This is a genomic window from Nonomuraea sp. NPDC005730 (genome assembly GCF_040630865.1).
Lineage (GTDB): Bacteria > Actinomycetota > Actinomycetes > Streptosporangiales > Streptosporangiaceae > Nonomuraea.
Genome location: NZ_JBEXYK010000066.1, coordinates 12,236 through 28,167, shown reverse-complemented (window position 1 = coordinate 28,167; position 15,932 = coordinate 12,236). Strand labels below are relative to the sequence as shown.

Below are 15,932 nucleotides of genomic sequence, written 5' to 3'. Positions count from 1 at the left end.
CGACACTTTTAATGATGCGCAAATAGGCATTTTGGTCGGAACTTCATCCGTGATGAGCGCATCAAACCCAGCGTGTTGATCGAAGGAGACCCTCAGCGGCTCGGTCGTTACTGGCTGGCCGGACGGCTCGGCGCCGGCGGCCAGGGCGTGGTGTACGAGGCCTACGCCGAGGACGGCCGCCGGGTGGCGATCAAGGTGCTGCACGGCGATCAGGTGGCCCAGCTCGGCCGGGAGGCGGCGGCCGCCCAGCGGGTGGCCTCGTTCTGCACCGCGCCGATCATCGAGGCCAGGCTGGAGGGCCCGCGCCCCTACATCGTCAGCGAGTACGTGGAGGGCCCGAGCCTGCGCACGGCGGGCAGGACCTTCGCGGGCGACGACCTGCACCGCCTGGCCACCGCCATCGCGACGGCGCTGACCGCCATCCACGACGCCGGGGTGATCCACCGCGACCTCAAGCCCGACAACGTGCTGCTGGGCCCGGACGGTCCCCGCGTGATCGACTTCGGCATCGCCAGGACCGCCGAGATGTCGCTCACCGCGACCGGCGTGGTGAGCGGCACGCCCACCTACATGGCCCCCGAGGTGTTCATCGGCCAGCGGGCGGACGCCTCGGCGGACGTGTTCGCCTGGGGAGCCGTCGTCGTCTTCGCCGCCACCGGCCGTGATCCGTTCCACGCCGAGAACCTGGGAAGCGTCATGCACCAGGTGTTGTCCGCCACCCCCGACCTGTCCGCGCTGCCCAGGACGCTGCGCCGGCTGGTCTCCTCGGCGCTGGCCAAGGAGCCGGCCCAGCGGCCGACCGCCCGCGAGCTGCTGCTGGCGCTGGTCAGCGGCGACGGCGACCTCGACACCGCCCGCCTGCTCGCCCAGGGCGGCCACCGGGCCGCCGGGATCGGCGCGCAGGGGCACGATCCCGCGCTCGGCACGCTGGCCGAGCAGGCGTACACGATGCTCGATCCGGCCGAGCGCGAGCTGGTCCCCGAGGTGTTCCTGCGCCTGGTGACGGTGGACGAGGCGGGCGAGCTGTCGGCCCGGCACGCCGACCTGGCCGAGTTCGTCGAGGGGCGGGCGCCGCACGAGGTGGCCGCCGTGCGGAGGATCCTCGCCGTGTTCGGCTACCTCCTGGCCAGGCAGGACAGCGGCGTACGGCTGGCCAGGCCGGCGCTGCCCCAGGCCTGGCCGCGGTACCGCCGGTGGATCGAGACCAACCGCGACGGCCTGGCCGTACACCGGCAGATCCTCGCCGCGGCGCGACGCTGGGAGGTGGCGGGACGCCGGGACGGCGACCTGTTCCAGGGCAGCAGCCTGGAGAACGCTCTGGAGTGGGCGGCCACCGCCCGCCGCGACATCACCCTGTCGCCCGTCGAACGCGATTTCCTGTCCGCGGCGGCCGGCCTAGCCAGGCACAGGGCCAAGCGGGCCCGGCTGACCTCGCTGAGCCTGGGCGGGCTGCTGGTGATCGCGCTGGTGGCCGGCGGGCTGGCCGTACAGCAGAGCGCGGTGGCCGACGACCGGGCCGAGCAGATCGCCGGGCAGCTGACCAGGTCGGAGGCGGCCAGGCTGGCGGGGACGGCGACCGCGACGCGCGGGAGCGACCCGCATCGGGCGATGCTGGCGAGCCTGGCGGCCTGGCGGCTGGACCGCACGCCGGCCACCAGGGCGGCCCTGGTGGCCTCGCTGGCACAACGCGAGACCGCGATGTTCCGCGACCCGTCGACCGCGGGCGACACGGTACGGACGCTCGGCGCCGACGGCCGCACCCTGATCAGCGCCGATTCCACCGCGACGCGCGTGTGGGACGTGCGGAACGGCCGGCTCCTGCGGACGCTCGGCACCCGGCCGGCCGAACCGCTGGACAGCGTGACGCTGAGCCCGTCGGGCAAGGTGCTGGTGACCGTGACGGCCAGGCGCGCCACCGCGGTGGACCTCGTCAGCGGCAGGCCGATCAGCGACCACGCCTTCCCCACTGCCAAGGACTTCACGACCGAGTGGGTCGACGTGGTGTTCGAGCGGGACGGCTCCGTCCTGCTCGAGGAGGCTGACCGGCGTACCCGCTGGGACCTGCGGACCGGCGCCGCCAAGGCGCTCGGGCCCGCCCCCGCCGGCACGTTCAGCCGGGACGGGGTCTGGCGGGCCGCACGGCGCGGTCGCCAACTGGAGCTGACCAACCTGAGGACCGGGGCGAAAGACTTCATCGGCGACAAGGACGGCGCCGGCACCCAGGGCACCTGGAACGGCGGCGCGGCCGTGTTCGGCGCCCGCCTCGTCGCGACGGTGACCTCGCGGTCCGTCCAGTTCTGGCGCAGGTCGGACACGCAACTGCTCACCACGGTCCAGGTACGGGGGGACGATGAGGCGACGCAGGGGGCCTTCGACGGCAGCACGTTCCGCTACCTGCTGGGCGACCAGGTCTTCTCGGTGGACGTGGCCGACCTGAGCACCGAGGACGACGATCACGTTGTGAGCACGGCGGCGCTGAGCGGCGACGGGCGGCTCGTGGTCCGCGACGGCGAGCTGTCGGCCGTCGGCGGGAGGAACGCCGGCGCGTTGCCGGCGGCGGAGAACGCGGTATTCAGCCCGGACTCCCGTTTCGTCGCCACGTTCGGGCCCGGCGTGCGGATCGTGGACACCGCCTCGGCCGCCGTCCAGGGCACGCTGCGCACGTCGGCCGTCCAGGCGGCCTTCTCTCCCGACGGCGCCAGGCTGGCCGTGGTCACCGAGAAGGGCGGGGTCGAGCTGTGGGACCGGCAGACCAGGCGGCGCGTGTGGTCGGCCGAGGCGGGCGCGGCGAAGTACGCGGCCTTCTCCTCCGACGGGCGGACGCTGGTGGTGGCGGGCGACCGCCTGCACCTGCTGGAGACGGCCGGCGGCAAGGCGTCGGGGCCGGCGTTCGGCGGCGGCGGCAGGGACGCCGAGGGGGTGCGCGCGTATTTCACCCGCTCCGGCAGGGCGGTCGTGGTGCTCGACGCGCGGCGACGGATGACGGTCTGGGACGTGGCCACGCGCCGCAGGCTCGCCACCGCGCGCGGGTTCGGCGACCCCGCCGCCTACTCGCCGCGCGAGGACCTGCTCGCCACCCTCCAGGTGGGCGGCAGGGTGCGGCTGGTCGACGTGATGTCGGGCACGGACCTGGGCACGCTGCTCGACCAGGGCGGCGGGCAGGACCCGGAGATCGGGCAGCCGCTCGACGTGGCGTTCACCGCCGACGGGTCGGCGGTGCTGACCGTGGACGGCAACGGCGTCGTCAGGCGGTACGCCGTGGGCGGGGAGGCGTTGGCGGCGGCGGTGTGCGCGAAGGCGGGCGGGCTGAGCGCGGCCCAGTGGCGGACGATCGTACCCACACTGCCGTACAGAAAGGTGTGTCCCTAACCGGATCCCGCTCCCCGTCGGCCTGCTCCTGCCCGGGGGCGGGTGATCGGCGGCATCAGTCCATGCGGAAGTCGTACGCGGGCGGGAGGGGGTGATCGGTGCCGTGGTGGGCGAACCACAGGTCGTGCAGGGCGTCCTCGCCTTCGCGCAGGTCGGGGACGGTGAGGCCGGCCGCCAGGATGCGTCCGGCGCGTACGCGGTCGCCGGCGGCCACGGCGGCCTGGGCCTCCAGCAGGCGGACGCGGCCGTGCGCGCGGTCCCCGGACGGAAGGCGGTCGACGAGGTCGAGGGCCCGCGCCGGGCGGCCGGCGGCGACCAGGGCGGCGAGCGTCTCGACGGTGAGCGGGCGCACGGCGGGCGCCAGGGCGTGCGCCTCCAGCAGGAGGACGGCCGCGGCGGCGTCGTCGCCGTCGATCCGGTGGGCCTCGGCCAGCGCCCGCAGCAGCAGGGGGTGACGCCGTCCGGCCAGGGCCTGGCGCCAGGCGTCGAGCGCTTCCGTCCGGTCGCCGGCGGCCCACAGGTTGAGGCCCAGGTGGTAGCGGCCGTGCCAGTCGCGGGCCGGGCGGAGCAGGTCCAGCCAGCGGGGGCCGACCACGCACACCGCCTCCTCGCCGGGCAGCTCCCCCTTCTCCAGGAGGGTCAGCCACGGCGTCTGTTCCGGCCCGAGGGTGTCGTCGGCGAACGGGGTGGCCGTCGACTCCGGCAGGCCGCCCGCCCTGCGTTCCAGCGCGCCCCATCCTGAGCCCCGGTGGATCACCTCGGTGACGGGGTGGTCAGTCCACGGCCCGAGTTGCGCCGATTCCCGGGGTAGCGTCCTGGCGATCACGTCGACCGCCGCGCGCGCGTCCTCGTAGGGGGCGTGCGGGCGGCGCAGGGTGAGAGGGCTGTAGGTCTCGGTCCAGGTCCAGGCGGTCCCGCCGGGGAGCGGGAGGTGTTCCAGCTGGGTACGGGCCAGGCCGGCCTGGATCTCCAGGTACGGCGCCCCGGCGCCCGAGAGCCAGCTCTGCCAGTGGGTCCCGCCGGGGGAGACGCCCCAGCCGAACAGCTTGCGCCCCTTCAGCCGGGACGTCGAGGTGTGCAGCAGGCCGTAACCGTCGTCGTCGACGGCGGCGATCCAGGGGACCTCCGACGTGATGTGGAAGAAGTAGTCGGCGGCCGAACGCCAGCGCCCCGGGTAGCCGGCGTCGGGTTCGCCCGGGTACGGCACGGTGGTCAGCCGCTGGGCGTAGCCGAAGTGCTCGGCCCGGTCGGCGGGGGCCAGGACGCGGGTGCGCGGCGTCTGCGGCACGGCGATGTTGGACCACCAGTAGACCGGCACGCTCTCCGGGCGCGGATTGCGGATGGTGACGGACACGACCAGCGCCGGCGAGCCGGGCGGAAGGCTCGCGTCGATCTGGACCACCAGGCCGCGCATCCGTTCGTACTCGTACAGCCGCAGGACGGGGTACGGCGCCGCCACCCACCCCGCGTGCAGCGGATCGCAGGTCAACGGCCAGTGCCCGGTGGTGCCGAGGTTCCATTCCACGCCGCCCGCGAACCACGCGTCCCGCAGTGCGAGGTTGGCCGGCTGGATCACCGGGTTGCGGTGCAGCAGCTCCCGGCCGGTGGCGAGGTCGACCAGCGACCACAGCCGCCCGCCCAGGCCGGGCAGGAACACCGCCCGCAGGTGCTCGTTCTCCAGGGTGACGGAGGGCACCTCCCGCTCGGCGGGGTCTCGGCCGTAGGAGTCGCGCTTGCCGTACGGGAGCAGCGAGGGCGGGTGCCCGAAGTCGGTGATCGCCACGGCGGGAGGCCGCAGGATGGGCAGCGGGCTGACGGGCCCGGCGTCAGCGATGGTGAGCTTCATCCGGACATGGCCCCTTCGCGCAGAACGTTTTAAGGCGATCTGCGGCGAACGGTAGGGATCGTAGGGGCCCCTTGTCAATGCCCTGAAATTTGCGTGCAACAGATCGAATACGAGGGATTGACGACATCTATGCGCACATCTATCGTCCAGTCAGCGGATTTTGAAACGTTTTACCGCCAGGTTTCGGGGACCTCAGTGAGGAGCCGTCCAGTGGCCGTCAAACCCGTCCCGCTCGTCGCGTTATCCGTCCTCTTCGCTTCCTTTTTCGTGGCCGTGCCCGCCCGGGCGGCCGCTCTGTCGGTCTGGGTGCAGAGCGCCGCCGACCGCGCGTTCTCCTCCACCACCCGCCCGTCCGGCGCCCCGGCCTCGATCGCGTTGCGGGCGGCCCGCGGCGAGAGCGAGGCCGCCCAGATCCTGGTCAGGCCGTCCGCCTCCGCCACCGGCGTGCGGGTCACGGCCGGCGCGCTGAACGGTCCGGGCGGCGCCGTGATCCCGGCCTCCGCCGTCACCGTCAGACGCGAGTACAACCACCCGCACGTCTCCAAGATCGGCGTCTACCAGAACCCGCCGGACGGCGGCACCGCCTACTACGACGCGCTGGTGGAGAACACCCCGCAGTCGGTGGCGGCGAACGTCACGCTGCCCTACCACTACAGCGTGCGGGTGCCCGCCGCACAGCCGCCCGGCACGTACGCGGGCACCGCCACCGTCAGGAGCGACGGCGGCGACGTCGCGCTCGACGTCACCGTCACGGTCTACGACATCACGATCCCGCCCGCCGACCGGTCGACCTTCAAGATGAACAACTGGTTCGCCTCGGCGGGCTGGGACTACAACGGCACGATCAGGGCCATTCCCGCGCAGTACGGCGTGCAGATGTACGACGCCGGCTGGTGGCGGGTGATCCAGAACATCGCGGCCAACCACGCCAGGCACCGCAACAACGTGATCTTCGCCGACTTCCAGGCCCTGCTCATCCCCGACACGACCGTGGACGCCTCGGGCACGTACACCTTCGGCTGGACGACGTTCGACAGGTTCGTGCAGACCTTCGCCGACGCGGGGGCGATGCAGTACATCTACACCCCCCACCTGCTGGAGGGCCTGCCGGGCGACGTCGTCAAGCTGGACATGATCAAGAAGGTGGGCGGCGTCGTCCAGCGGGTCCTGGCCGACCCCGACACGGCCGAGACCAACGCCTACCTCAGCCAGCTCCTCCCCGCCCTCAAGGCCCACCTGGACGCCAAGGGCTGGACGGACCTGTTCTACATGAGCGCGCTGGACGAGCCGTCCACCGCCAACCAGGTCAGGGCGGCCAAGTGGCTCTACGCCAGGTACCGCCAGTACTTCCCCCGCCCGCTGACCAACGAGGCCCATCTGGCCGTGCTGCCCACGATGGAGGAGGACCTCACGACCGCGACGCCGTACACCGGCCTGTACGACGCGAACGTCGCCTACTACCAGCGCCGTCGCCTGAGCGGCGCGGACCTGTGGCTCTACAACTGCATCGTCCCGCAGGACAGGCGGATGAACCGCTTCATCTCCTACCGCCTGGCCTCCACCCGGCTCACCCCCTGGCTCACCTGGAAGATCGGCGGGACCGGCTACCTGCACTGGGGCTGGAACTTCTGGTGGGACTTCAGCGACCTCAACCGGCCCTCCGACACCTTCGACGACTGGCAGACCGGCGACAACTGGCTGGTCAGGCCGAACAAGGCGGCCTACGACATCTACGACAGCGTGCGCAGCGAGGCCCAGCTCGACGGCCTGGAGGACGTGGAGCTGCTGAACCTGCTGGCCAGGACCAAGCCGGTCACCGCGCGGGCCATCGCGGGCACCCTGGTCACCGACTCGATCTCCTACGAGCAGAGCGGCGCCGAGGTCGACAACCGGCACCGGCAGATCCTCGACGCGCTCGTCTCGCCGGGCCCCGACCTGCGCTTCCCCTACGCCGACGACTTCAGCGCGGGCGAGACGAGCTGGCGGCACAGCGCGGGCGCCTGGTCGGTGGCGGGCGGGGAGTACGTCCAGTCCGACGCCTCCGCCAACTGGGGCGTCACCGCCGCCCTGGAGGGCCGGGCCTACCGCGACGTGGTGGCCGGCGCGGACGTGCGGATCACGGGGGTGAACCCGAGCGGCGGCAGCACCAACTGGGCCGGTCTCATGGTCCGCAACCTCAACGCCACCGACATGGACACCGGTTACCTGGTCGCGCTGCGCGACAACGGCCAGGTGTTCGTCTACCGCAGCGGCGTCCAGCTCGGCTCCGCCGCCGTGCCGGGGTACGTCCCCGGCCAGTGGACCAGGCTGCGGGTGGCCGCCCGCGGCGGGACCCTCACCGTGTTCGCCGGGGCGAGGAAGCTCCTCACCGTCGCCGACGACGCCTACCCGGTGGGCGGGCTGGCCCTGGTGACCGGCGGCGCGAGTGCCCGTTTCGACAACGTACGGGTCAACCCGGAGACCGACCCGGCCGAGGGGCGCACCGTCACGGCGTCCAGCTCCTACGAGGGCGACGGCTGGACCACCGCCGCCGCCGTGGACGGCACCCGTACCGGCGTCGGCTGGAGCAGCTCGGCCGCGAACATGGGCACGAACCACAGCGAATGGCTGCAACTCGATCTCGGCGGCGTCAGGCCGCTGAGCAGGGTGGACCTGTATCCCCGCTCCGACGGCGCGAACACCGGCCTCGGCTTCCCCGTGGACTTCACGGTCCAGGTCTCGGCCGACGGATCGTCCTGGACGACGGTCGCCACCAGGACCGGCTTCCCCAGGCCCGGCGCGGGGGCGCAGACGTTCCCCTTCGCGACCGCCGACGTCCGCCACGTCCGGGTGACCGGCACGAACCTCAGCACCGACCAGCTCGGCCACTACCACATGCAACTGGCCGAGATCGAGGTCGCCGGCGGCAACCTCGCGGCGGGCCGCCCGGTCGCCGCGTCCAGCTCGGTCGAGTACCTCGACGAGGGGTGGCTGCGGGCCGACCTCACCGACGGCTCCCGCTCGGCGCTCTGGTACTCGATGGGCTGGAGCAGCCAGCCGGGCGTGGCCGGGCGTACCGAATGGGCGGCCGTCGACCTCGGCGGCCCGAGCAGGATCTCCCGGGTGGACCTCTACGCCAGGTCGGACGGCGAGAGCACCGGCGACGGCTTCCCCGTGGACTTCACGATCCAGGTCTCGGCCGACGGCTCCACTTGGACGACGGTCGCCGGCAGGACCGGCTACCCGCGGCCGGACGCGTCGGCGCAGACCTTCTCCTTCGCGCCCGTCACGGCCCGGCACGTCAGGGTCGTCGGGACCGCCCATCGCACCGCCCCCTACCACATGCAACTCGCCGAGCTGGAAGTCTTCTAGGAGCACAGATGAGAAGGACGTCCATCGCGCTCCTCGCGCTGGCGCTGACCGCCTGCGGCGGCCCGGCCGCCCCCGCCGGGGAGGAGTTCTCCCTGCCCACCGCGGCCGCGTACTTCACCACCGCCTGCCCGGAGCCCGGCACCAAGCCGGTCACGGACAAGGAGCTGACCTACTGGTCGATGTGGACCAAGGACGAGCCGCAGGGCAAGGTCCTGCGGTACGCCGCCGACTGCTTCACCAGGAAGACCGGCGTCAAGGTCACCGTCCAGTGGCTGGGCCGCGCCTACCTGCGGCAGAACCTGCTGCCCGCGCTCAACACCGAGACCGTCCCGGACCTGTTCGACCAGGACCTCACCAACATCAGGGCGGCGATCACCGCGGCCGGCGGCACCCGTCCTCTCGACGACGTGCTGGCGATGAGGACCGGCGACGGCATGGTCCGCGACGTGCTGCCCGCCGTCTACCGGGACAGCCCGGCGATCAGGGACGCGGCGGGCAGGCCGTTCGCGGTGCCGTACATCGTCATGGGCAACGCCTGGTGGTACGACCGCAAGAAGCTCCCGGACCTCAGGCCGCCCAGGAGCATGGACGACCTGTACGCGCTGTTCGGCGACCGGTCCGTCGCGCTCGACGGCGACATCGGCTACTACGCCGCCTGGTACTTCGACCAGCTCGCCGCCCGGTACGTCGGCTCCGGCAGGCTGGCCGAAGCCGCCCAGGACCGCACCGGGCGGCTCTGGAAGACCGATCCGGGCTTCCTGCGGGCCGCCGAGCACACCGCCAGGATCGCCGGCCACCTGGTCGACGGGTGGGACGCCGGCAAGTTCCCGCAGATCCAGCAGCGCTGGGCCGACGGCGACGCCTCCTACCTGTTCATGGCAGCTGGGGGCCGGCCGAGACCCGCGAGTACCTGGCCAAGCAGGGCGGCGGCCAGGACATCGACTACGGCTCCTTCCAGTTCCCCATGCCGGACGGCGCCACCCACGACGTCATCGAGGTGCAGCAGGTGGCGTTCGGCGTCACCGCCAAGGCCAGGCATCCCGAGGCGGCCAAGGCGTTCATCGCCTACTTCCTCACCCGCGACCTGCTCGCCGGTCTGCCCGCGGTCGCCGACAGCCTCACCCCGCGGACCGACCTGCCGGTCCCGTCCGACCTCGCCGACCTCAAGGCCGCCCTGGAGGACCCGGCGAAGAAGCACACCCTGTTCATGGACGGGCTGGACGGCGTCGCCGGCGGCAAGTTCGCCGAGCAGGTGTTCTACCCGGCCGACGACGCCCTGCTCAAGGGCAGGCTGACGCCCGCCGCGTTCGTGGACGAGCTGGCCACGGCGACCGCCGCGTTCTGGAGGACACAGGGCTGATGGCACAGACCCTGGCCGCGGGCAGGCGCGCCCTGCCCGCCGCCGTCACCCCCCACCTGCGCCACCGGCGGCGGCTGTTCTGGCCGTTCACGCTGCCCGCCGTCGCGCTCTACGTCGTCTTCCTCGTCGGCCCGGCCGTGGTGACCGTCGTGCTCGGCTTCACCCGCTGGTCGGGCGCGGGGCCGGTCACCTTCGTCGGCCTGGAGCAGTACGGCAGGCTGCTGGGCAGCGAGTCGTTCCGCGACGCCTTCGTCAACACGCTCGGTTACATCGTGGTCGGCGGGGCCGGCACGTTCGTGTTCGCGTTCCTGTTCACGATGGTGCTGCGCGGCATGCGGGCCTCGAAGACGATCCGGGCGATCCTGTTCTTCCCCAACATCGTCGCGCCGGTCGCGCTGGGCATGTTCTTCGGGTTCGTGTTCACGTACCACCCTGGGCGGCAGGGGCCGGCCAACTTCCTGCTGGAGTCGTTCGGCCTGCCCGCGGCCCGGTTCCTGCGGCCGGAGAACGTCACCTGGGTGGTGATGGGGGCGCTGGTGTGGGCGAGCGCGGGCTTCTACATCACCATCATGATGGCCGCCGTGGACCGCATCCCGCCCTACCTGTACGAGGACGCCGAACTGTGCGGGGCCTCCCCCTGGCAGCAGTTCCGCGCCGTCACCCTGCCGCTGACCTGGGACGTGGTGGGCATCGCCGGCGTGCTCTGGACGATCGGCGCGGTGAAGATCTTCGAGATGGTGTTCGTGCTCGCCGGCCCCGGCACCTACTCGCCGCCCAGCAGGACCTGGACGCTGGCCGTCTACGTCTACGACCGCTCCTTCGGCACCCGGGGCACGCCGGAGTACGGCGCCGCCTGCGCCTGCGCGGTCGTGATGATCGTCCTGGTGAGCGTGCTGGTGACCGCGCTGCGCAGGGTGATGCGCAGGGAAAGGCTCGAATTCTGATGCTCAGGACCGTCGGCAGGACGGCCGTCTGGCTGTTCACCGGGCTCAACGTGCTGCTGCTGTACTGGCTGGTCGCGGCGTCGTTCAAGACCCCGCTGGAGATCTTCCGCGACCCGTTCGGCCTGCCGCGCACCTGGTTCGCGCGGGGGAACCCGTTCCGCAACTACCTCTACGCCTGGAACCAGGCCGAGTTCGGGCACGCCTTCCTGGTCACGGTCGTGCTGGTGGCGGCGGCCTCGGTGTCGATCGTGGTGGTCTCCGCGCCCGCCGCCTACGCGCTCAGCCGGTTCGGCGTGCGCGGCTCGGGGCCGCTGACCGGGTTCCTCGCGCTCGGCATGGGCGTCCCGGTGCAGACCGTGATCATCCCGCTCTTCGTCGGCCTGGCCGACCTCGGGCTGACCGACAGCCTGTTCGGCCTCTACCTGCTCTACGTGGCCCTGTCGGTGCCGTTCACGGTGTTCCTGCTGACCGGCTTCTTCCGCACCCTGCCTGAGGAGACGGAGGAGGCGGCGGCCCTCGACGGCGCGTCGCCGCTGCGCACGTTCGTCTCGATCACGCTGCCGCTGGCCCGCGGCGGCCTGGTCACCGCGCTGATACTCAACGCCATCGGCCTGTGGAACGAGACCCTGCTGGCCATCGTGTTCATCCAGCAGAACGAGGGCTTCACCCTGGCCCGCGCCCTGTTCACCTTCTACGGCGCGGCCACCTACCAGTCGGAGTACGGCGGGCTGATCGCGGGCGTCGCGATCGTCGTGCTGCCCATGCTGGCGCTCTACCTCGTGCTGGCCCGCCGCATCATCGCCGGCCTCACCCTGGGCGCGGGCAAGTAGCGGCCCGCGCCCCCGGGGGTCAGTTGTTCGCGATGAAGTCGGCAACCAGCCGGTTGAACTCGTCGGCGTGCTCGATCATCGCCCAGTGCCCGCAGCGGTTGAGCAGCACCAACCGGCTGTCCGGGATGTTGGCCAGCAGGTACAGGGAGGTCTCGAACGACACGACACGGTCGTCGCGGCCGTGGACCAGCAGGGTCGGCACCTGGATCCCCGGCAGCGACTCCGGCTTCACCCACCTGGGCAGCGGGGCGCCCTTCGGCAGGCCGTCCACGTAGTTGCGCAGGTGGTCGGGGCGGGCGAGCCCCCCGCGAGCGCCTGGGCTGGTACCTGCGCAGGACCGGCGAGGTCTTCGTGCACCGCGAGGAGTTCCTCCGCCTGCTGCTGGTGCTGGTGATGAGCAACGAGGCCGCCGAGGTCGCGGACGCCCTCGCCCACTTCGGCATGGCCGGATTCGACGGCGCCTTCGTCTCGCTCCAGTCCGGGGACGGCAAACCGATCCAGGAGTTCATGGAGCAGCTCGCCGACGCCCTGGCGGGGATCGGCGAGTCGCTGATCGCCGGCCGCCGGGGCGGGCCCGGCGGCTGACGGTCAGGCGGACTGCTGCTCGCGCCCGGCGGCGAGCGTGAGGGCGATGTCGACGATCATGTCCTCCTGGCCGCCGACCAGCCGGCGGCGGCCGCACTCCATCAGGATGCCGCGCACGTCGACGCCGTACCGCGCGGCGGCGGCCTCCGCGTGCCGCAGGAACGACGAGTAGACGCCGGCGTACCCCAGGGTGAGCGTCTCCCGGTCGACCCGCACCGGACGGTCCTGCAGCGGGCGGACGATGTCGTCCGCGGCGTCCTGGAGCTGGAACAGGTCACACCGGTGCTCGAAGCCCGACAGGTCGGCGACCGCGACGAACGCCTCCAGGGGGCAGTTGCCCGCGCCCGCGCCGTGACCGGCCAGCGACGCGTCGACCCGGTAGACGCCGTTCTCGACCGCGACGACGGAGTTGGCGACCGACAGCGAGAGGTTCTCGTGGGCGTGGATGCCGATCTCGGTCCCGGCGTCGAGCACGTCGCGGTACGCGCGGACCCGCGCGGCCACGTCGTTCATGGTGAGCCGGCCGCCGGAGTCGGTGACGTAGACGCAGTGCGCGCCGTAGGACTCCATGAGCTTGGCCTGCCGGGCCAGTTCCTCGGGCGGGGCCATGTGGGAGAGCATCAGGAACCCGGACACGTCCATGCCGATCTCGCGGGCCGCGGCGATGTGCTGGGCGGAGATGTCGGCCTCGGTGCAGTGCGTGGCGACCCGGACGGACCGCACGCCGAGGTCGTAGGCGCGCCTCAGCTCGTGGACGGTGCCGACGCCCGGCAGCAGCAGCGTGGTCAGGCGGGCGTTCTCCAGCACCGAGGCCGCCGCCTCGATCCACGCCCAGTCCGTGTGCGAGCCGGGACCGTAGTTGAGCGAGCCGCCGGCCAGGCCGTCGCCGTGCGCGACCTCGATCGCGTCGACGCCGGCCCGGTCCAGCGCCGTGACGATGCGCTTGACGTCCTCCAGGCCGATGCGGTGGCGGACGGCGTGCATGCCGTCGCGCAGGGTGACGTCCTGGACGAAGATCGGGGTGCTCATCGAAGGCCCGCCTTCCGTGCGGCGATGCGTTCCGCGACCCGCAGGCCGGCGGAGGTCATGATGTCGAGGTTGCCGGCGTAGGCCGGGAGGTAGTGCGCGGCGCCCTCGACCTCGAGGAAGACCGACACCTGGTGGGTGGGCCGCGCCGCGCCGGCGGCGAGGAGCGTCTCCACCGGCTGGTCGGCGGGCACCTCGGTGATCTGCACCTGCTGCTTGAGCCGGTAGCCGGGGACGTAGGCCGCGACGTCAGCGACCATCTTCTCGACCGACCGGCGGATCTCCTCGTGCGTGGCCGGATCGGGCGCCGCGACGAGGCACAGGACGGTGTCCCGCATGATCAGCGGCGGGTCGGCGGGGTTGAGGATGATGATCGCCTTGCCGCGGCGCGCCCCGCCGATCTGCTCGATGGCGGCCGAGGTGGTCTCGGTGAACTCGTCGATGTTGGCCCGGGTGCCCGGCCCGGCCGACTTCGAGGCGATGGACGCGACGATCTCGGCGTACTCGACGGGCGCCACCCGGCTGACGGCGGCGACGATCGGGATCGTGGCCTGGCCGCCGCAGGTGACCATGTTCACGTCGGGCGCGTCGAGGTGCTCGTCGAGGTTGACGGCGGGGACGACGTAGGGGCCGATCGCCGCCGGGGTCAGGTCGATCAGCCGCCTGCCGAGCGGGAGCAGCTTGGCGGCGTTCACCTCGTGCGCCTTGGCCGAGGTGGCGTCGAAGACGATCCCGATCTCGTCGAAGCCCGGCAGCGCGATCAGGCCGTCGACGCCCTCGGCCGTCGTCGGGACGCCCATCCGGGCGGCGCGGGCCAGACCGTCGGACGCGGGGTCGATGCCGACCATGGCGCCCATCTCCAGATGACGCGCGCCGCGCAACACCTTGATCATCAGGTCGGTGCCGATGTTGCCCGAGCCGATGATCGCGACCTTCGTCCTGCTCATGCTGCTGCTCCTTCGGTGAAGCGGACCGTCACCGTGCCGAGGCCGGACAGGGTGGCGGTGACGGTGTCGCCGGCGGCGACCGGCCGCATCGGGCCGAGTGCGCCGGACAGGACGACCTGGCCCGCGCGCAGCGGCTCGCCGAGGTCGCGGGCCATGCGGGCCAGCCACACGACCGCCTCGATCGGGTCGCCCAGGCAGGCCGCGCCGGTGCCGGTGGAGACCTGCTCGCCGCCGATGCCCATCGACATCACGACGGCCACCGGGTCGAACTCGTCGAGGGTGCGGCGTTCCGTCCCGAGGACGTAGGCGCCCGAGGAGGCGTTGTCGGCGACCGTGTCGCCGAAGGAGATGTCCCACCCGGCGATCCGGCTGCCGCAGATCTCCAGCGCGGCGACGGCGTACTCGATCGCGGCGCGGACCTGGGGGGCGTCGAGCGGGCCGTCGTCCAGGTCGGCACCGAGCACGAACGCGATCTCCGCCTCGGCCCGCGGCTGGAGGATCCGGCCGACCGGGATCGCGTCGCCGTCGGCGTAGGCCATGTCCTCGAACAGCACGCCCAGGTCGGGCTGGTCGACGCCGAGCTGGCGTTGCACCGCCTCCGACGTCAGGCCGATCTTGCGTCCGGTGACCCGCGCGCCGCCGGCCAGGCGGGCGGCGGCCAGCGCGGCCTGGACGGCGTACGCGGCGGCCAGGTCGTCGCGGCCGATCAGATCCCGCACGGGGGCGCACGGCACGCCGGACCCGGCGGCCCCGGCCAGCCGCTCGACCGCGGCGGCGATGTCGGACGGGCTCGCGGCGGCGGGCCCGTTGGTTTCGTTCATCCCCCCACTGTGCAGGCAGGATGCCGCCCCAACCAGCACATCGTCTCGTTCAGCGATACGCTGTGCGGGTGACCGATCGGGCCGACCTCGACACCGTGCTGGGCAAGGCGGTGACGATCCTGCGCGCCTTCCGGCCCGACGACCGGGTCGTCAGCCTCGCCGAGCTGGTGCGGCGTACCGGCCTGCACAAGGCGACCGTCCACCGGTTGTCGGGCGATCTGGTCGCCAACCGCCTGCTCGACCGCGCCGACGGCGGCTACCGGCTCAGCCGCGGCCTGTTCGAGCTCGGCATGCTCGCCTCGCTCGAACGCAGCCTGCTCGAACTGGCGATGCCGTTCCTCCAGGACCTCTACGAACGCACCCACGAGACCGTGCACCTCGGCGTGCGCGAGGGGCACGACGTCGTCTACGTCGCCAAGATCGGCGGCCACCGCCAGGCCAGGGCGCCCTCGCGCACCGGCGGCCGGATGCCGCTCCACTGCACCGCGATCGGCAAGGCGCTGCTCGCCTACGCCGGGCCCGACCTGCGGCGCGAGGTGCTGACCGGGCCGCTGGAACGACGTACGCCGCACACCGTCGTCGCGCCGAGCATCCTGCGCGGCCAGTTGCGGCGCGTCACCGAGACCGGGGTCGCGTTCGAGGCGGAGGAGTCGGCCGTCGGGCTGGTGTGCGTCGCCGCGCCGGTGCTGGGGCGCGCCGACGAGCCGCTCGCCGCGATCAGCGTGGCCGGCCCCACCGGCCGGTTCCGGCCCGAGGGGCACGTGGCCGCGGTGCGCGCGGCGGCGGCCGCGCTCGGCAGCACGCTCACCCGGCGCGACCTCCTCCGGTGAACGGGCCCGCGAAGGGACACGCC

The 15,932-nt window shown here is 72.6% G+C and carries 12 protein-coding genes; 7 read left to right on the top strand and 5 right to left on the bottom strand.

What is annotated here, in order from left to right; all coding sequences use genetic code 11:
• Positions 1-72 precede the first annotated feature (72 nt).
• Positions 73-3,369, top strand: a complete 3,297-nt coding sequence (locus ABZ444_RS43155; RefSeq protein WP_358009972.1) for a serine/threonine-protein kinase — start codon at positions 73-75, stop codon at positions 3,367-3,369.
• Between the two features lie 55 nt (positions 3,370-3,424).
• Here ABZ444_RS43155 and ABZ444_RS43150 read toward each other — a convergent pair whose 3' ends face one another.
• The gene (locus ABZ444_RS43150) at positions 3,425-5,215 is read right to left on the bottom strand and encodes a DUF5107 domain-containing protein (protein WP_358009970.1); all 1,791 of its coding nucleotides are present in this window, start codon (positions 5,213-5,215) and stop codon (positions 3,425-3,427) included.
• A gap of 210 nt (positions 5,216-5,425) precedes the next feature.
• Here ABZ444_RS43150 and ABZ444_RS43145 point away from each other — a divergent pair, with 210 nt between their 5' ends.
• The 4 genes from ABZ444_RS43145 to ABZ444_RS43130 all read left to right on the top strand — a co-directional run bounded on the left by ABZ444_RS43145 (position 5,426) and on the right by ABZ444_RS43130 (position 11,700).
• Positions 5,426-8,566: a discoidin domain-containing protein gene (locus ABZ444_RS43145; RefSeq protein WP_358009968.1), complete on the top strand. Its 3,141-nt coding sequence runs from the start codon at positions 5,426-5,428 to the stop codon at positions 8,564-8,566.
• Between the two features lie 8 nt (positions 8,567-8,574).
• Positions 8,575-9,861, top strand: coding sequence for an extracellular solute-binding protein (locus tag ABZ444_RS43140; RefSeq protein ID WP_358009966.1), 1,287 nt, complete (start codon positions 8,575-8,577; stop codon positions 9,859-9,861).
• Between the two features lie 64 nt (positions 9,862-9,925).
• Positions 9,926-10,870: a sugar ABC transporter permease gene (locus ABZ444_RS43135; protein ID WP_358009964.1), complete on the top strand. Its 945-nt coding sequence runs from the start codon at positions 9,926-9,928 to the stop codon at positions 10,868-10,870.
• The gene (locus ABZ444_RS43130; protein ID WP_358009962.1) at positions 10,870-11,700 is read left to right on the top strand and encodes a carbohydrate ABC transporter permease; all 831 of its coding nucleotides are present in this window, start codon (positions 10,870-10,872) and stop codon (positions 11,698-11,700) included. Before ABZ444_RS43135 ends, ABZ444_RS43130 begins: the two co-directional genes overlap by 1 nt.
• 19 nt (positions 11,701-11,719) lie before the next feature.
• Here the strand turns inward: ABZ444_RS43130 and ABZ444_RS43125 are convergent, their stop codons facing one another.
• Positions 11,720-12,151 carry an alpha/beta hydrolase gene (locus ABZ444_RS43125; RefSeq protein WP_358010021.1) on the bottom strand — a complete coding sequence of 144 codons (432 nt, stop codon included), beginning with the start codon at positions 12,149-12,151 and terminating at the stop codon, positions 11,720-11,722.
• On the opposite strand from ABZ444_RS43125, the gene ABZ444_RS43120 reads away from it, so the two are divergent.
• Positions 12,052-12,285, top strand: coding sequence for a hypothetical protein (locus tag ABZ444_RS43120; RefSeq protein WP_358009960.1), 234 nt, complete (start codon positions 12,052-12,054; stop codon positions 12,283-12,285). The two genes, ABZ444_RS43125 and ABZ444_RS43120, sit on opposite strands and share 100 nt — an antisense overlap.
• Before the next feature lie 3 nt (positions 12,286-12,288).
• Here ABZ444_RS43120 and dmpG read toward each other — a convergent pair whose 3' ends face one another.
• From dmpG to ABZ444_RS43105, 3 genes are read right to left on the bottom strand one after another with little or no spacing between them, the layout of a single operon-like run.
• Positions 12,289-13,314 carry a 4-hydroxy-2-oxovalerate aldolase gene (gene dmpG / locus ABZ444_RS43115; RefSeq protein ID WP_358009958.1) on the bottom strand — a complete coding sequence of 342 codons (1,026 nt, stop codon included), beginning with the start codon at positions 13,312-13,314 and terminating at the stop codon, positions 12,289-12,291.
• On the bottom strand, positions 13,311-14,258 hold the full coding sequence (locus ABZ444_RS43110; RefSeq protein WP_358009957.1) for an acetaldehyde dehydrogenase (acetylating): 948 nt from the start codon (positions 14,256-14,258) through the stop codon (positions 13,311-13,313). Before ABZ444_RS43110 ends, dmpG begins: the two co-directional genes overlap by 4 nt.
• On the bottom strand, positions 14,255-15,079 hold the full coding sequence (locus ABZ444_RS43105; RefSeq protein ID WP_358009955.1) for a fumarylacetoacetate hydrolase family protein: 825 nt from the start codon (positions 15,077-15,079) through the stop codon (positions 14,255-14,257). The genes ABZ444_RS43110 and ABZ444_RS43105 overlap by 4 nt, the downstream gene beginning before the upstream one ends.
• A 68-nt stretch (positions 15,080-15,147) precedes the next feature.
• Here ABZ444_RS43105 and ABZ444_RS43100 point away from each other — a divergent pair, with 68 nt between their 5' ends.
• Positions 15,148-15,909: an IclR family transcriptional regulator gene (locus ABZ444_RS43100; RefSeq protein ID WP_357984541.1), complete on the top strand. Its 762-nt coding sequence runs from the start codon at positions 15,148-15,150 to the stop codon at positions 15,907-15,909.
• The last annotated feature ends 23 nt before the right edge of the window (positions 15,910-15,932 follow it).